The organism is Shewanella sp. Iso12 (genome assembly GCF_012030025.1).
GTDB classification, from domain to species: domain Bacteria; phylum Pseudomonadota; class Gammaproteobacteria; order Enterobacterales; family Shewanellaceae; genus Shewanella; species Shewanella algae.
This window is the reverse complement of sequence record NZ_JAAUHW010000004.1, coordinates 293,173-310,402: the sequence shown is the minus strand read 5'-3', so window position 1 is coordinate 310,402 and position 17,230 is coordinate 293,173. Positions and strand designations below refer to the sequence as shown.

The 17,230-nt window shown below is 51.2% G+C and carries 15 protein-coding genes; 5 read left to right on the top strand and 10 right to left on the bottom strand.

All coding sequences use genetic code 11. The features are described 5' to 3' along the window. Window positions 1-72: 72 nt before the first annotated feature. Complete coding sequence (ansA, locus tag HCX89_RS10235; protein WP_044734515.1) at window positions 73-1,089, top strand: asparaginase; 1,017 nt, start codon at window positions 73-75, stop codon at window positions 1,087-1,089. 66 nt (window positions 1,090-1,155) lie between these two features. Here the strand turns inward: ansA and HCX89_RS10230 are convergent, their stop codons facing one another. The 5 genes from HCX89_RS10230 to HCX89_RS10210 form a co-directional block, all read right to left on the bottom strand. After that, window positions 1,156-1,437: a YeaC family protein gene (locus tag HCX89_RS10230; RefSeq protein WP_025887363.1), complete on the bottom strand. Its 282-nt coding sequence runs from the start codon at window positions 1,435-1,437 to the stop codon at window positions 1,156-1,158. Next, complete coding sequence (locus HCX89_RS10225; RefSeq protein ID WP_025887361.1) at window positions 1,434-1,751, bottom strand: hypothetical protein; 318 nt, start codon at window positions 1,749-1,751, stop codon at window positions 1,434-1,436. The genes HCX89_RS10230 and HCX89_RS10225 overlap by 4 nt, the downstream gene beginning before the upstream one ends. A 9-nt stretch (window positions 1,752-1,760) precedes the next feature. Next, window positions 1,761-2,888: a M14-type cytosolic carboxypeptidase gene (locus HCX89_RS10220; protein ID WP_144437628.1), complete on the bottom strand. Its 1,128-nt coding sequence runs from the start codon at window positions 2,886-2,888 to the stop codon at window positions 1,761-1,763. 148 nt (window positions 2,889-3,036) lie between these two features. Next, window positions 3,037-3,717, bottom strand: a complete 681-nt coding sequence (locus HCX89_RS10215) for a response regulator transcription factor (RefSeq protein WP_025010433.1) — start codon at window positions 3,715-3,717, stop codon at window positions 3,037-3,039. A gap of 233 nt (window positions 3,718-3,950) precedes the next feature. Continuing rightward, window positions 3,951-5,738, bottom strand: a complete 1,788-nt coding sequence (locus tag HCX89_RS10210; protein ID WP_167715973.1) for a DUF885 domain-containing protein — start codon at window positions 5,736-5,738, stop codon at window positions 3,951-3,953. 367 nt (window positions 5,739-6,105) lie between these two features. Between HCX89_RS10210 and HCX89_RS10205 the strand changes: the two genes are divergently transcribed. Beyond that, a complete protein-coding gene (locus HCX89_RS10205; RefSeq protein ID WP_167715971.1) occupies window positions 6,106-6,915 on the top strand; it encodes a hypothetical protein in 810 nt (269 codons plus the stop codon). A gap of 288 nt (window positions 6,916-7,203) precedes the next feature. Here HCX89_RS10205 and HCX89_RS10200 read toward each other — a convergent pair whose 3' ends face one another. After that, window positions 7,204-7,662 (bottom strand): hypothetical protein, encoded by a 459-nt coding sequence (locus HCX89_RS10200; protein WP_071238185.1) that lies wholly within the window; start codon window positions 7,660-7,662, stop codon window positions 7,204-7,206. Window positions 7,663-7,860: 198 nt separating this feature from the next. On the opposite strand from HCX89_RS10200, the gene dgt reads away from it, so the two are divergent. Continuing rightward, window positions 7,861-9,312 carry a dGTPase gene (dgt, locus tag HCX89_RS10195; RefSeq protein ID WP_129978567.1) on the top strand — a complete coding sequence of 484 codons (1,452 nt, stop codon included), beginning with the start codon at window positions 7,861-7,863 and terminating at the stop codon, window positions 9,310-9,312. Between the two features lie 61 nt (window positions 9,313-9,373). On the opposite strand, the gene HCX89_RS10190 is transcribed toward dgt, so the two are convergent. Continuing rightward, entirely contained in the window at window positions 9,374-10,825 is a 1,452-nt protein-coding gene (locus HCX89_RS10190) for a diguanylate cyclase (protein WP_167715969.1), read from the bottom strand. A 129-nt stretch (window positions 10,826-10,954) separates the two neighbouring features. After that, the gene (locus HCX89_RS10185) at window positions 10,955-11,227 is read right to left on the bottom strand and encodes a hypothetical protein (protein WP_044734518.1); all 273 of its coding nucleotides are present in this window, start codon (window positions 11,225-11,227) and stop codon (window positions 10,955-10,957) included. Window positions 11,228-11,770: 543 nt separating this feature from the next. Here HCX89_RS10185 and HCX89_RS10180 point away from each other — a divergent pair. Together HCX89_RS10180 and HCX89_RS10175 are read left to right on the top strand one after the other, a co-directional pair. Further along, complete coding sequence (locus HCX89_RS10180; RefSeq protein WP_167715966.1) at window positions 11,771-12,835, top strand: DUF3080 family protein; 1,065 nt, start codon at window positions 11,771-11,773, stop codon at window positions 12,833-12,835. A 161-nt stretch (window positions 12,836-12,996) separates the two neighbouring features. After that, the gene (locus tag HCX89_RS10175) at window positions 12,997-14,121 is read left to right on the top strand and encodes a hypothetical protein (protein ID WP_167715964.1); all 1,125 of its coding nucleotides are present in this window, start codon (window positions 12,997-12,999) and stop codon (window positions 14,119-14,121) included. A 122-nt stretch (window positions 14,122-14,243) separates the two neighbouring features. Here HCX89_RS10175 and HCX89_RS10170 read toward each other — a convergent pair whose 3' ends face one another. Beyond that, complete coding sequence (locus tag HCX89_RS10170; protein WP_044734521.1) at window positions 14,244-16,124, bottom strand: S8 family peptidase; 1,881 nt, start codon at window positions 16,122-16,124, stop codon at window positions 14,244-14,246. 416 nt (window positions 16,125-16,540) lie between these two features. Next, complete coding sequence (locus tag HCX89_RS10165) at window positions 16,541-17,230, bottom strand: SDR family oxidoreductase (protein WP_054744399.1); 690 nt, start codon at window positions 17,228-17,230, stop codon at window positions 16,541-16,543.

Sequence of the window (17,230 nt, the reverse complement as noted above, 5' to 3'; positions counted from 1 at the left end):
GCCTTATGCTGCCGGGCTTGATTTGCTATAATCCGGCCTCTCTTTTGCCCCAGTGAAAACTAAAGCCAGATTATGAACAAAAAAAAGTCCATCTATGTCGCATACACGGGCGGCACCATAGGGATGCAAAAAACCAGTAACGGCTTTGCCCCGGTCGCCGGCTTCCTGACAGAATGCGTCAACTCCATGCCGGAGTTTTTCCATGAAGAGATGCCGACGTTCGTGATCCAGGAATATTGTCCGCTGATAGACTCTTCCAATATGGCCCCCAGCCACTGGCAGATGATAGCCGACGACATTCAGGCCAACTATGACAAGTACGATGGCTTTGTCATTCTTCACGGCACAGACACCATGGCGTTTACCGCATCGGCACTGTCTTTCATGCTGCAGGATCTCGGTAAGCCGGTTATCGTCACCGGCTCGCAAATTCCGCTGTCACAGCTGCGCTCAGACGGCCAGACCAATCTGCTCAATGCCTTGTATATCGCGGCCAATTATCCGGTTGCCGAGGTTTGCCTGTTCTTCAACAATAAGCTATTCCGCGGCAACCGCACTACCAAGGCCCATGCCGACGGCTTCGATGCCTTTGCCTCGCCGAACTTCCCTTTATTGCTGGAAGCCGGGATCAAAATTCGCCTGCGGGCCGGAAAAATTGCGCCGCCCTGCGATAAGCCCTTGAAAGTGGCGCCCATTACTCCTCATCCCATAGGTGTGGTCACTCTGTATCCCGGGATCTCCACCGAGGTATTCAACAACATACTGCAGCAACCGGTAAAAGCCCTGATATTACTGACCTATGGTGTCGGCAATGCACCGCAGGATCCCGCCTTGCTGGAAACCCTCAAGCGGGCCAACGACAAGGGCACAGTGCTTATTAATCTGACCCAGTGTCTGCAGGGAAAAGTCAATATGGGCGGTTATGCCACAGGCAACGCCCTGGCCAAGGCAGGCGTTATCAGTGGCGCCGATATGACCACGGAAGCCGCCTTGACCAAGTTGCACTACCTGCTCTCCCAAGGGCTGGGCACAGAAGAGATAAGACGGCAGATGCAGCAAAACCTCTGTGGCGAACTCACGGCAGACTGAATTTAATTGATAGCAAAAAGCCCTGTATATACAGGGCTTTTTTACAAATAGAATCCAAGTAATTAATTACAGATCAGATTCTTTGAATTCAGCAATACTCTCACCGCGAAACTGCTTTTTCAGCTGCGCCTTGGACAGCTCGTTGATCTGTCCACCGGCGCCTATGGTGAAGTGCTCGGTTTGATCCAAACGCCTGGCTTGGTAGAGCATCACCAGTTGCAGCGTGTTTTCCCGCTGCTCCTCGGTCAGCACAGTACCATCTTCCCACTTACCTATCTCGGCGGCGCTGCGCAGTCTTTCATAGACTTCAACCGGCATCTCTTCAATCACTTTGTTGATATCTGTCATACACTTTTCCGCTTGTGCAAAATAATACGTACCCGGGTTATCAGGTAACCCACAAAACCGAGCGTAAAGCAGACGGCACCGGCGATAGCTCGATTGCCTTCGGCGACTTCTCCTCCCCAAAACCAGATGACCACCCCGGCGATAAACAGGGTCAAGGCCAAAAAGCTCTGGTTCATCAGTTTGGTCGACTGCTGAATATGGCTGATCCTCGACAGCGACTCGGTGTTGGGTCCCAGTTTGGAACTGCAGTGTGGGCAACTGGGTGCCTTACTGGAGATCCGCTTGTGGCATAAAGGGCATTCAACCAGTGCCATAACTGCTCCTTACCTGAGTTTGTCCACGACGGCCAGCATGGCGGTCAAAGAGGCTTCACCCAGGTACAGGCAACGCTCGGGGGACCAGCCCACCAGCGGATCGGCCAGATTATCATTGTCTTTAAAAGGCATTTCCAGAGTATTTGACAGGCAGTTGAAGGTTTCGCCGACCCAGTTGGAACCTATGGTCAGGTTGGCCTTGCCTGGTTCGTCCTTTTCATAGCCATGTTTGCTCTGGAAATCCGGGCTAACCAGCAAGAGCGCCGAGGCAAATTCCTGCTGCAGCTGAGTCAAGCGCTCATCCCAACAAGGAATGCCTTCACAGCCTGCCAGGAACACATACGGCAGACCTTCATCACCGTGGACGTCATAGAAGAGGTCCACGCCGGTTTCTTTCATCTTTTGTACCACATGGTACACCTCGGGGCTCTTCTCAAGGCTTGGCGTTTGCCACTCACGATTTAGGTTTACACCGGCGGCATTGGTACGCAGATGGCCTCTGACGCTGCCGTCCGGATTCATGTTGGGTACAACATAGAAGTTGGCCTTATCCAGCAACTGTTTGGAGACAGGGTCATCCGAGTCCAGCAAACGGTACAGCAAACCTTCCACCAGCCATTCGGCCATGGTTTCCCCTGGGTGCTGACGGGCTGTGATCCAGATATTACGCTTGCTGTTATCGCCGTCACCCACCTTGACCAGCGTCAGATCGCGACCATCCAGGGTCAGACCCAGGTGCTCCAGGCTCACTTCAGGATGCACCTGTACTGCGCTGAGCAGGTCCAGGTGGCGTTCATAACTGTAAGGTGCAAAATAGGCTATCTGAATCGCATCAGCGTCCAATTCCACATTGATACTCAATTTGCCGTCATCATACTTGGTCGGCAGGCGGAACCAGTGCTGGCGATCATAGCTGGCAACGGCCTGATAGTTCTCCCAACCTTTGGGATAGGAAGCGCTGCCGGCATTGATGATATTGAGGGTGTAGCTGTTTCCTACCTGGCCTTCAAAACGGAAATTGAACCACTGGTAGAACTCTCCGCCCTGATCCGGGCGGATCGCCAGTCTGATGTCGTCCTTGTTATCAAGACTGATGACCTGAATATTGCCACCATCAAAATTCGCGCTGATCCGCATGATGTTTTCCTTCATTGCTTTTATAGGGTGTGGAGCCTGGGAAGGCTCACGCAAGTGGGCTATAGGATAAACCAAATCGGCCGCGCTTGAAAACGCGGCCGAAGCAGGCTCTGGTATTCGAGGGGAAATCAGTAGGGTTTAAAGCACTTTACCAAAGACTGAAGCTGTATCCCTGGCCGCGCACCGTATTGATAAGGCTTCTTGGCAAACGGGTTTGCTCCAGTTTACGCCGGGTATTGGAGATATGCATATCCAGATTACGGTCAAACCGCCCCAGTTCTTTTTTCAGCACTCGTCGCTGCAGCTCCTGCTTGGTAACCACTTGTCCCTTGCGTTCAAACAGGTACTTAAACAGGCGAAATTCTGTCTGGGTCAAGGATAGCTGCTGATCGGCAATGGCCACAGTGTAATCAGTTTCGTCAAACTGAATATGTTTGTTGAGCGTAAGATCGGCGGTGTCCTGCCCTTTACTGATATTGATCCTTCTTATGAGTGCCTGAATCCGCACCAGCAGTTCTTTGACACTGAATGGCTTGCTCAGAAAATCGTCTGCCCCCAGTTCATAACCTTTGATCCTTTCTTCTTCACTGTCGATAGCCGAGATCACTATGACAGGAGTGTTGTCCTTACGGGCAAGCAACATCTCAAAGCCATTGAGTTTGGGCATCATTAAGTCGAGCAAGATAACATCCGGAGTAAAAGTGTCGAGTCTCATCAGCGCATCCAAACCATCAGCGGCACAAACAACATCGTGCCCCTCGCCCTCCAGTGCTTCTTTGAGCAAGTCCCTGAACTCCAGGTCATCATCCACTAATAAAATTTTCGTCATTTCCGTCAACACAATTCTCAAATAAGAACCATTACCATTTACGTTAACATAGTTAACCTAACCGAGCTAGCAAAATCCTCCTTTAGTACTGGCTAAAGTGCGCAGGATCACACAGAAGGAATAATGAAAAAGGGACAGATGGTCAAACTGTCCCTATAGGCAATTGGGCAAGCGGCGATCAGGCCCTCTCTTCTGACGTAAGCCATGCAGTACAAGGCTTACGCCGGCCTTTGCTACTTGTCTTGCATCAATTGGCTGATGTACTTGACCGGGGCACTGCCATAGCTGAGGAAGCTTTCGTGGAACCTCTTGAGATCAAACGCCTTGCCTTGCTGCTGTTTGAGCTCTTCCCTTAAGTCGTAAATTTCACGATATCCGGCGTAATAGCTGGTCAACTGTACCTGGCTCAGTGTTGCCCGGCGCCATTTACCTTCCGCCTCGGCTTGCTGCTGGAAGGCTTCTTCCGTCATCAGCTTGATGGCCTGCTCTTCAGTCATCCCCTTGACCTGAATGCTGTAGTCCAGAATGGTGTTGCAAATCACCCTGAGGTTCCACTTGTAGTACATCAGCCACATTTCCGGCTCAAAGTTGCCATAGCCCTGTTCCAGCATCATACGCTCGGCATAAACGGCCCAACCTTCCACCATGGCACCGTTGCCAAACAGGCTCTTGACCAGGCTCGGTGACTCATTGGAATACACCAGCTGGGTGTAATGGCCGGGGATCGCCTCATGTATGTTCAGTACCTGCAATATCCAGTGGTTATATTCGCGCAAGTAACTTTCGGCCTGCTCGTCGGTCATGTCATCGAGGGGAGTCACGTTGTAATAGGTGTTGCCGCCCTTCTCATAAGGACCGGGAGCACTGATGGAGGCTCCGGCAAAACCCAGCATATATTCAGGTGTTTCCCTGACCACCAAAGGCTTTTTCGGATCCAGAGTCACCAAGTCGTGTTGATTGACAAACTTCACCAGCTCGGGGATCTGCGCCCTCACCTCGGCCACAAAATCTTCCCGCTTTACATGCCGGGCCGAAAGCTTGTCGATCAACTGCCTGATAGCCTTCTTCTCGTCTTGCGGCTTGGGCTCCTGGAAATACTTGCTCCAGAGCTTATCGGTAATTTTCGCCATTTCGCCCTGAACCCTGGCCTTATCGGCCAGCGCTTTTTCATAGAGGGCCTTGGCGCTCATACCAGCCTGAATATCGAAGGCAAACTTCTCCTCATAAAGCGCTTCACCTATCCGGAAACTACGGCTGCCTTCGCGCTTGAGCTGCTGCTCCAGCTGTTTTAGAAATTGGATATGCCCTTCGATGGCCGCTACGGCTTTATCCATTCTTTGCTTGAATAACGCCTTTTCATCAGCGTTCAGGCCGGAGGCGTTCACCTTGGCGAGCAGCTCATCGGACAATACGGTAAAGGCACCCTGATTTTGCATGATGGCCAACTCTGTGTGCTCCAGAGTAGGATTATCTATGTTTTGCTGCGCCGCCAGGTAATAGGCCGGCACATTTTCCAATCGGCCCAATGCAGAGCGCAACCTTTGATCCAAAGGTGCAAAGTCCTCATTGATGATTTGCGCAAAACCACCGGCCACATTGTAACTGGATGGGTCCCACTGCCAGGACTTGAAGCGCTTGATTTCCCACTCCATGCTGCCGAGGACATTTTCAATCAAACGATAGTCAATCAGGTTAGCCGCTGTCAGCGCCGCAAAATCAAAGCTCGCCATCTTGGCACGCTGTTGCTGAATAAAGTTCAACGTCGCGGTGCGGCTGTTCGCATCCGGTACCAGGAGTTTGCCATCGTATTGATGAAAGCCGTTATAGAGTGCCCAGGTCGGCGCAACCTGCCATAGCGAATCGATAAAGCTTTGACTGAACGCACTGAACGCTTGGTTCTGATCTTGTTTTACAGCAGCAGAGACTTTGGACGCCATCGCCTCGGGAGAGCCTTGGGTTTGACATGCAGACAGCCCTGTCAGCGCCAATGACACCGCCAGGCAAAGGGTGAGTTTTTTCATATTATTTTCCTTCCCGGCACCCGTTTGTTGGAAATTTGAATTCTTATCGGTTTTTCGGGTGCATAGTGCGCAAGTAAATCATGGACGCGGCGACTTTTCAGCAATTGTTGCTAAAGAGACATGCTTTGTTACAGTTTGCAGCCCGTTTTAAGCCTCTGGTTAAATACTCCATGTTCGCTTGATAGCTCCCATTGTCAGATAAAATACGGCTTTTGTTGAGAAGGCAGAACGATAACCCCTGCTCAATTATGATTTTTGGAAGGCCGGTTACATGGCATTGCAGAAGGTTCAAATAGGCATGACCACTTGATTTGCATCGAAAAACTCGCTAGCGTGTGCGGCCAAATTACATAGGACGTAATTCAATATGAATCTGAAGTTTAATGCTGCCCATCAATACGTACTGGAATTGTTAAAGCAACAGGGAATACGCTGTTTGGTGGACGATCAATACGACGAACTAAACGAGCATTATTTGCAACTTTGGCTACCCGAGCCGCTGACAGAAATCGAAGTCAAGCAACTGAATAAGTTCCAAAAACAACATTATTCCCTTTGGAAAGATAGTGCGCAGCCATGGGAAGATGTTAAGACGCAAGTGAAGCTCGATTTTTCCGATAGCTGCTACAACGAACTCAAGGCCACTTTGGTCAAAATGACACTGGTAGACAGAATGACCTTTGAACGAGCCTGGCAAGAACGCTTGGGGGTTGTTTGCAACAATGTCGACCTGGATGTTATCACCCATCGCAGCACTCAAGTGGCTGATATAGATCCCCTCACCAAGGCAATCGCTGACAGCTTTTCCGATGAATGGCTGAAACTCTGCGCCTCTATGGAACTGTTTCAGGTACGGTATTTGGTTTTCAACAGAGCGGTGCGCAAAGATAAATCAGCCCGCAACTCCGAAATGCTACATTTGTGGACCGACACAGAGGGCGAAAACCCTAAACAGGCGCGCAAAGCTGTTGGCCGGGTAACAGGTAATCCTGGTGGTATAGCCAACTACCAAAAGGGTGCCCGCGTCATACGGCAAGGTAACTGTGTAAGAAAGACCAAGCTCTATAATCATGAGTTTGAAGACGCCTACCAACGCCGGGTTCGCGTCAATATCAAAGGCGTAATGGTGCCTATGATGAATCATGCGGACTTATTACAGCTATCGTCATACGATTAAGCAAAGATAGCCGCCTCTGCCAGAGATTTACTCTGGCAGAGGCGGAAAACGTCACTCTAAGTTGAATGGATCCGAACCCTCTGATATAGCAGTACAGCCCCAAGTTTGGCCCACTAGGGCGCACTAACCGTGCGGCAGTGAATGAATTGGTTAATGGGAGCTAGATATTGCCCAACATCGGCATAGCATGGTGGATGGCTGAAAAGGGTTGTTATCGAGAATGGTGTAAAGCCAATGAAGCTCAAATCATTGGGGGCGCTTCCAAATACTCGCCCCCTAAATCTGCTATCAACGGCGGTGAAACTTGGCGTCCTTATCGAGACACCAGTGTGCCGTAGCACTCTTGTCTTCGTTGGGGCGGCCGGTTAACAGCTCACCTTGTTCATTGATGTAATAGACAAAAGCTTTGGCATCACCGAGTTCATCCCAATACAGCATCGCCTCATCCGCTTCCTGGCCTTCACAAGTGGTGACTTTGCCGCCTATGGACTCGATATAGGCACTGCCCTTGATTTGGCTCAGCGGCGCCCCTGTACATTGGTTGTTGTCATAAAGATTGGCGACACTGTGGTAGCGGTTTTCCTCAAAGCGCATGACAAACTCTTTACCCAGTTTACCGTCACTGAGACAACCTGTGGTCCACTCCCCTTTGAGCCTGTCCGGCATGGCATCATCGCCATGGAACATCAGAAAACCGAGCGTTGCAGCCAAAATAAGCAGCAACATCACACTTAAGGACTTGAGCATTAACACATCTCTGAGAAAGGATTTTTCAGGATAGTACTCTGCGATGACTGAAGACGCTATCGTACTCATCGCAAATTTACATTGAGTGTCACAAATTGGCCCCATGGGATAAACTGTGGCACATTGGAGTAACATACGGATTCCAAGTCATTTTCTTGCTTAGGCAACCACTTGTTGGAGGTTCTCTCGGTGTCTGACATGCATTCTGAGATAGATTTTCGCCGCAAAATTACTGCGCAGCGCCCCTTTGGTAAACCGGAAGACACTCGGGTAGACAATCCAGAAAAATTGCAGCTGGCGCTGGAAAGCGATCGTGGCCGCATCATTAACTCGGCCGCCATCCGCCGTCTGCAGCAAAAGACCCAGGTGTTTCCACTTGAACGCAATGCCGCGGTGCGAAGCCGTTTGACACACTCGATGGAAGTTCAGCAGGTAGGCCGCTTTATTGCACAGAAGATATTCAAGCTCTTGGGGCCAGACGCCGAACGCTGGGGCCTGCAATATCTGGAACGGCAATTGGAAACCCTGGTGGAGATGAGTTGCCTGATGCACGATGTGGGCAATCCACCCTTTGGTCACTTCGGTGAGGCCGCGATCAGTGATTGGTTCAAGCGCAACCTTGTTTCTCTGGTGCCTTCGGGTTTCGATTCCGGGTATCCAGAGTTGATCCAAGACTTATCCCATTTTGAGGGCAATGCCCAAGGCATTCGTTTGATCCACACCTTGCTCGGGCTCAATCTCACCTACAGTCAACTGGCCGGCATTTTGAAATACACCCGTCCGGGTACGCTTGTGAAAGATAAAGCCAATCCTGAGCAAAGCTATCTGATGAAAAAAGTCGGTTATTACGCCAGTGAGTCCAGGTTTGTTGCCGAACTGACTCAAGCCATGGAGATGGCACCCGGTTGTCGCCACCCGGTGAGTTACATCATGGAAGCCGCCGATGACATCTCATATTGCCTGGCCGACATTGAAGACGCAGTGGAAAAGGGCATCATAGAGCTGGATACCCTAAAACAGAGTCTGATAGCCGAGTACCAACGGCAAATTGCGGTCAAGCAAGGCGCTCTCGGGCACAAAGACTTTATGAGCAAATCGATTGAGGCGGCAGACAGCAGCGCCCGCCATCTGGCAATCAACCAACAGAGCCAATTTTTTACCTTCCTCCGCGTTCGACTGATCCACCCTTTGGTCAATCACGCCGCCAAGCGCTTTATCGACAATATTGAGGCTGTGTACCACGGCAACTTGAACGAGTCGCTGCTTGAAGATGGCGGCTACGAACACGCCATTACAGAAACCCTCAAGCAAGTTGCTATCAAGCAGGTATTTTGCCATCGGGAAGTGGAGAAACTTGAGCTGCAGGGATACAGGATCATCACAGGCTTACTGGATAACTATCGCTCCCTGCTGGCCTTGAGCGAAGATGAGTTTAGCAAACTGGTACAAGGCCTGCCCAAAACAGCTCTTATCGAAACCCGGCTGTTCCATAAGCTGCCTGGCAAGCACCTGGCCACCTATAAAAGAGCCATTGAAGCCAATCAGTATCCTGAGTTTTACCACAGGTGTCGTTTGCTGCAGGATTATATCAGCGGCATGACAGATCAATACGCTTTGGATGAGTACAGACTACTTATGGTACTTGACTGACTCTTAAAGAGAGTTGTTTACTAACTAAGGCTCGGGATACGAGCCTGGAATGCCATTACTATCAGATCCGCCTAAACAGGAGATCGTTACGCCCGGACGCCTTGACCTGATACATCAAGCGGTCGGCGTCGGCCAGCACAGACTGGGCATCCCGGGCACCGGGTTTGGCATACACGGCACCTATGCTGATACTGAGGGGCAATTTGCCGGCCTTGGTGGCAAATGGCTCTCTGTCTACCGACAAAAGCAGCCGGGTGGCCAGGGTCTTGGCCTCGGCTTCTGTCATGCCCAGCTGCAGAATACAAAACTCCTCACCGCCTATGCGGCCAAATACGCTTCCCTCCGGCAAGATGGCCACTACCATTTGCGTCAATTGGCAAATGACCTCATCACCCACATGATGACCATAACTGTCATTAATCCGCTTGAAATCATCTATATCAAACAGTAACAAGGTCAGACTGTCATAACCACGGCCATCACAGGCTTGTTCGAGCGCATCCATAAATGCCCGCCGATTGGCGATACCGGTAAGCCCATCTGTAGCCGCCAGGTGAGCCAGCTCGGCATTGGCAGCCTCAAGCTCGGCGGTGCGCGCCGCCACGGTACGGCGCAGCATAAACACGTACACCAGGATCCCGAGCAGAAGTATCCCAAGCAAGCCTTGCAGCAAATAGCGTGGATAGACAGTTTCCACATACATCCAGCGATTGAGGATCCTTTGATATTCGGAATCTGGGATCCGGGCCAGCCCCTGGCGGATCTCTTCCAGTAAGGCGCTCTGCCCCTCTTTGACAGCCGGACGAATTTGGGCACTGTAAAGATGGCGGACTGGAATAAAACGCGCCGGCTCGTGTGAGGTATAGAGATAGAAGTTGGCGACCTGCAGATCGGCAACAAATGCCTTTAACCTGCCGGCAAAGGCGGCCTTTAACATCAGATCGTTGCTGGCATAAGTCAGCACGCTGGCCTTCGGGTATTTCTGACGCACAAACGTCTCTTCATAGCCACCACGGACAACGCCGACTTCACCGCCGTTGATCAGGTAGCCGTCCGGCTCGGTACCGAGTAACCCTTGACTGAAAAACAGTTGACTCTCGATCCCCAGCAAACCCTGAGCATAATCCAGGTAATGTTCCCTGTCCTGAGACCAAAGCAGCCCGGCGTGGATATCGGCCTGACCACTGCGAACCAGATCCAGCGAACCTTGCCAATCTGTCAATATAAAGCGGACTTCGACCCTATTGGCCTTGGCATATTCCTGCCAGATATCCACCAGGATCCCGGCCGGTTCACCGGCATCATTCAAATATGAAAAGGGTTTCCAGGAATTGGAGTTGGCAATAACCAGTTCTCTTGCGGGTTGCTGAGCGGTATCCGAGTGCGTATCTTCAGCGGCCTGGCTTTGGCCCGTTGTCGGCAGGAACAGGGGCAAAATGACAAAAAGTCGGCAGAGGGTGGTCAACGACAGCTGGAGCAAGGAGTTAACGTAGGCTGTTGCAGCGAGCTTCATGTGGCCGGAATATCCTTACAAGGCATGGTTTGGGTGGGTTCTACCCGGGTTATAGCCCCGGGTTCAGCGAACATCCACCGGAAACACACCAAATATTAACATTTGTAGAGAACTTCCAGCAGTTTTTTTTCAGCAGCGACGGATCCGCACCACCTTCATGGTCTCCATCTCAAAACCGGCTACTATGGTTGTTTGCGGGTAATAGTCGACCGACACTCGGGAACCTTTCAATGAACGGTATTTTTTAGGGCGTTTGAAGCGAAAAGGCGCATCACAATTTTCCAGCATCAGAGTATGTTGGATCCAGTCGCCTTCATCCCGCTGGGTGTGGGAGACAACTGTCTTGTCTTCGGTGTGATAAAGTGGTGAGTGTTTCTCTGTCAATACGTCAGCTATTGTCATAATGCATTTACCTCCGATGGGTCGCTTCTGACTATGAATCCAAGGTCCTGACGGGCCCGACCTTGCCCGTGGCAGCCCGAGCAGTAGCTTCGCCTTCTTGATCAACCTCTTGCCGCAAGCAAGTACAGAAGGTCAGACTGTAGAGTACCGTCTTACTCAAAAGCCTTTTGCTGAGGGAAAAGTTCCCCGGCCGCGGCAGATTGGCGGTAGCTATGCAGTCGGTCTGGGTAAGCAGATCATCCCCGGGCAAAAAATTTCCGGGGGAAGGTCAATAAAAAGCGAGCAATCATTGTAGCAAATTTGCGCAGAAAGATCTTGGTGAAAAAGCCAACGACGCTTTATACAAGGTTAAACGGCGCTCAAAAACAACTGATAGCAGCAAGCACAACTCTGCAGGACTCTGCGTAACGCTACGTTGTATTAGTCACGACAGCTTGGCAGGACTTGGCCTCTTGGATCACAATCTATAAAACTTATGGTCGAGTAACTGTATGAGAACATTACTTACGCCCGGATCAATCCCTTTTCCCAATAAGGCTTGCCATGACACCTTTTCCTTCAACAGTCTATCGCAGCCTTGCTGCAGTGCTTATACTGCTCACCCTACCCGCATGTCGGGATAATACCGAATCGCTATGGCAAGATTACAGCGCAAGGCTTGAGAGAGTCACAGCACAAAACTTTATCGCTCCGGACTATCGACCTGAAGTCGACCAAAACCTGAATGCAGCAAATAGACCTGAAGCTTTGGAAGCCAGACTGCCACTGCTGGAAAGCCTTGGCTTAATGCATTGCAGGCTCGGGGAGTTAATTGCCGCACATAACTCCAGCCTTGGCAGAGTCGCAGAGCCCAGCGAGCAGCTTAAGTATCTGCTTGCCTTTATTCAAGCCGCGCCGATTTGTCTTATAGACACCAGGCTAGAAAATCAGACCAAACAGTTGCTGACTGAAGCCCTATTGCAAAAGCAACAAGATGCGCTGGACTGGTTCGATTGGATGCTTCTGCAAGACAGGGCACTGGATAAACTGCTGTTTATCGGCACTGAGTCTCTGTCCAGCGAATCCCCGCTTGCCGGTCTAATCGAAACAGAATTAGCACTGGCCGCCCTGGTGAAACTCAAAACGGACATAGTGAAAGCACAAGGCGGGCAAATTTCCTGGCAAGCACTGGACACCCAGACTCTGGATGCGGCACTGGCTGAATTGGCGCGCAGTCGGATTATTGCTCGCAATATGCGCAGTCAGGCGGTCAGCCTGCTTTGGCTTTCGAGCCTCAACGATTGGTTGGAGCCTCGGCTCGATGGCCTGCTATGCCGCCCGGGCCATAACAATCAGCGTCAGGAGATATTGCAGCGAATACTGGTAAAAAACTTCATCGGGCAAATACAACGGCAACTTAGCCAGAGTCGCCACATTCAACGCCGTTTGGGCGATTTGCTGCAGCAACTCTATCAGGGAACCGCTGTGGAGAGTCGTGTCGCGTACTTCTTTGCCGAAACCGCTAACAAAGACAGCTTAAATATCCGGCTCGACAAGGAACTCAAACGCCACGTGAATTGGTGGCAAAAGCTACGCGACTCCTGTAGCGGGACTGCACCTGGAGCATAATCCATTGTGATGCCGCAGGCTCTGGCAGCTTGCTCCTCTATTGTCTTCTGCCACTATTTACCGACTCAGCCCTTGTATATCAATAGATAAGCATGTTGCCAGCAGGTTATCTTTTGGTGACAATAAGCCCATATTTCAAATCAATAATTCATCGGGTTTCAATGGGAACAGCCGAACTCATCCGGCAGGCAATCCTGCAGCCGTATCATAAGATCTCAACCTCTCTTCAGAGGTTTCGCACAGGTATAAGTCAACGGCTCGCCAAGCTGAGCACAGCCCAAAAGCTCTACCTGTTGGCGCTATTCAGTCTGCCGTTTTATGAACAACACCCTTCGTTGACAACCCTGCTCACAGTCAGCGCGTTGGTTATTGAGTTCTGGCCGTTATTCAACAAACTGTGGCACTCTTTGGCAGGCAAGGCGGTCATTTTGCTATTTTATGCCACCATAGCCAACTTTTCGCTGGCCAGTAGCGGTGCCATAGTCAATGAAGTCACCGGCGTCTCGGCAGCGCATTTCAACTATACCCATAACTTCGCCCTGTTACTGGAGCTTCCGGTTTGGATGGTGATCACCAGCAGTATCGCCCTGTTACTGCTGCAGATGTTACTGCCCATCTACCTGGTAGGACTGCTGCTGCTCAAGCTGGTGGGGTTTATCGGCTTCAAGTGGCAGCCCAAGTACGCCTATCCTGTGAGCACAACCTTTCTCAGGCTCATGTTATCGTTTTTAATCCTGCATCATCTGATGCTGCTGGGTGATATGGAGCGTTTCATGGAAAGCCGCTTCAGAGTCGATGACAAGGGCGTCAGCTTCTCCTTTAATGGTCAGTTTAAGCCAAATGAGGATAAAGCAAATGCGAACCTCTCCCCTTTGCATGTCCCGGACACCGCCCAAGGGAAAGACGTCTTAAGCGCTGAGCAAGAGACAAACAAGCTGAATACTGAAAGCCAGGATCCTGCTGGACAGAAATCACAAGCGCAAGAAACGTTAAATAACGCAACAAAAGCGGAAGATGATGCTTTGGTATACGCCCGTTTCACCGCCGCCTATAGGCACAAAGTCAGGCAGCTTGTGGCCGACTTCGCTTTTGGCATGGAAGCCGATGGCCGCAGTCGCTGCCAGATGTCTGCCAATGCGACCGGCGTTGAACTCAATGATTACGAGCTGTTGCAGATCTTGCCCGACGCCGGCGAGCTTTATGGCTATCGTTTTGAGGTTATTCCCTGTGTCTCGGCTGCATTTCCGCGAACTCTGGGGAGGCCTTCTTCACTGCCGAGCGATTAATCCTGGTATACAAACCCAGTCTCTGAAGTGGATGATCTTTTAAGTGGATGTTCTCTTTTGTGAATGAGTACCATAGCGTCAGTAAAAAAGCCGCCTGAAGGCGGCTTTTTATCCTTTTATAGTCAGAAGCTTGCCAAGAGTTGCATGCCCGAGAAGGCGGAGTATCCGCGGATCATCACATGATAGGTCGCCGCCTGGGTGACTTGAAAGCTGCAGCTTTCAATGTTGCCATTCTTGTACGGACGGCAATCATACACAGACGTAGAAGGTGCAGCCCCGGCGCGAACATAGAGATCGGCGTCACCACTGCCGCCGCTGGTAGCAATATTCAGGCTAACACCCGCCGGAACCTGGATAGTGAAATGCTGCTCTGAACCCGCACTGCCACTCAAGTTGCTCTTCGGCACGCCATTTTCCAGACAATCGCTGCCACAACCACCGCCGGCGTTGTGTGTTGCCGTTAATGTGGCGCCGCTGTAGGCACTGTAGCCCTGCAGCATCACGTACCAGCGCCCTTCTGCCGGCGAGCTGAAGCTGCAGCTCTCATTGTTGCCACTCTTGTAGGGGCGGCATTGGTAGCTGTTTAACGTGGGTTTGCTGCCTTGGCTGACATAGAGATCGGCATCACCACTGCCGCCGGCCAGATCTATGTTCAAGTCGGCAGCGCCCGCAGGGACATCGATATAGAAATAGTTGGATGAACCCTGGACACCGCTGACACTGATCCCCACGCCGTTATCCAATGGAGTATCATCCGATGGACAATCATTGCCACAACCGCCGTCATCGCCTGCCAGAGAATAGAGCAGCTTGTTGGGTGAACCTGTCTTGGCATCGCCCACTTTGCCGGATGAGGCGCGGCTTACCAGCAAGTTAGTCAGCTGAGTCGGGCTCAAGGCTGGGTTTTCCGCCAGATAAAGTGCCGCCACCCCGGCAACATGGGGGGATGCCATGGAAGTACCACTAATGGTATTAGTTGCGCTGTTGGAGTTGTACCAGGCAGAGGTGATTGACGAACCCGGAGCATAGATGTCCAGACAGGTGCCGTAGTTGGAGAAACTTGAGCGACTGTCGGTGCTGGTGGTAGAACCCACAGTCACCGCATTGGCGGCCCGCGCCGGTGAATAGTTACAGGCATTACTGTTGTCATTGCCTGCTGCCACAACAAAGCTTATCCCGGCCGCTACGGCCGCATTTACCGCATCATCCAGCGCCTGGGAGGCGCCGCCGCCCAAACTCATGTTGGCAACCGAAGGCCCTTGGGCGTTGTTTTTCACCCAGTTGATCCCGGAAATCACTCCGGAGTTGGTACCTGAGCCCGAGCAGTTAAGTACCCTGACCCCGACAATATTGACATTCTTGGCAACCCCGTAAGTGCTGCCGCCTATAGTCCCGGCAACATGAGTACCATGACCGTTACAGTCACTGCTGTCGTTATCGTTATCGATAAAGTCATAGCCACTGCTGGCACGGCCGCCAAACTCATTGTGGGTGTTACGTACACCTGTGTCTATGACAAAGGCGGTGACGCCGGAGCCGTCATAGTCGTAATGGTAGTTACTGTTGAGCGGCAGATCCCGCTGATCTATCCGGTCAAGTCCCCAGGTAGCTCCGCCTTGATCGCCAGCGGCTTCCACCATGGGTTCAATGGACACCCTTTGATCCTGCTCAACATATTTGATGTTGGGATCTTTAAGCAGACTCTGGATCTGAGCCGCATTGGCCTTGACCAATACCCCGTTGAGGCTGTTGCCAAAGTTTTGTCTGACTTCAATGCCGTGTTCGTTGGCGAGCCTTGCGCCCATACTGCTGGCGTAGGCGCTGACGCCATTCGGGTCATTAAGGTTGATAACCGCCGGGGTATTGAACACCACTATGTACTGATCTTTGATGGCTTTGGCAGGATTGACTGCATGTAACTGGGCTTGATAGTCCTGTGCCAGAACGAGCGGGCTGCTCAGGGCTGCAGCAACTGCAATCGCAATGAAATGTTTCCTTTGCATAATGATTTCCTTGGTTATTATGATTTTGCCTCGAGGGCCGTTTTAACCTAGGACATTTTTTAAGCAGCATCTAAATTGCAGCGTTGCACTGTGCCGGAAACCGATATTGCAAATGTAACAACAACGTTACATTACCCCCACCAAAGTAGCAAAAAGATCCGCCAAGAGCATAACCGATACAAAACGGGGGCCCGTATCAACAAATGAACCAGTTATAATAATAAAATCAATTACTTTATTCTATTGCTTGACCAGCAAATCACCCAGCACTAACACTTTTGGGCCGGATGAATTGCAAGCTATCAACCCAAAGTATGATTTTAAACTCAGACTTAGCTTCTCGCCCTTTTTCCTCTTGTCTTTCAGCAAATTACCGGCCAAGCGCAAAATAAGCGCCATAGATAAAAAGAATCTGGTTACCAGGGTATGCTGTTGCCGCAGTAATCATAAAATCCGCCACTTTGTGCCTGGCTGAGGTTATCCAGCAGTTGTTTCATACCGGCCGCCGAGGTATCTACATCAATAAGCGCATTGGGGCCGCCCATGCTGGTTTGCACCCAACCGGGATGCAAGGCTACCGCTTTGACACCGACATTGGCCAAATCTAAGGCAAGACTCTTGGTGATCGAGTTGAGCGCGGCCTTGGATGAACGATACAGATAACCACCACCACTCTGGTTGTCGGCCATACTACCGACCTTGGATGAGATATTGGCTATGATGCCTTTTGCTTGGATAAGATGAGGCAGGAAAGCTTCAGCAAGCTTACAAGGCGCTATGCTGTTTACTTCAAACACTGTGCGCCATTCATCCACAGGCAATTGTCCTAACTGCAAACCTTTGGGGCCATAATAGCCTGCATTGTTGAGCAGCAGATCCAGGCCCCGTCCCTCAAGCTCTGCAGCCAGATCAGCCACCGCCTCATAGTCGGTCACATCCAGAGCAAACACCTCCAGCCCCTGAAATTCGTTGACCAGATCCAGCAGTTCGTCGGCCGTTTCCGGATCGCGACAACAGGCCAATACGTCCCAACCGGCGGCAAGATAGACTTGGGTCAACGCCAATCCTATGCCGCGGTTGGCACCGGTTATCAATAGTTGTGGCAT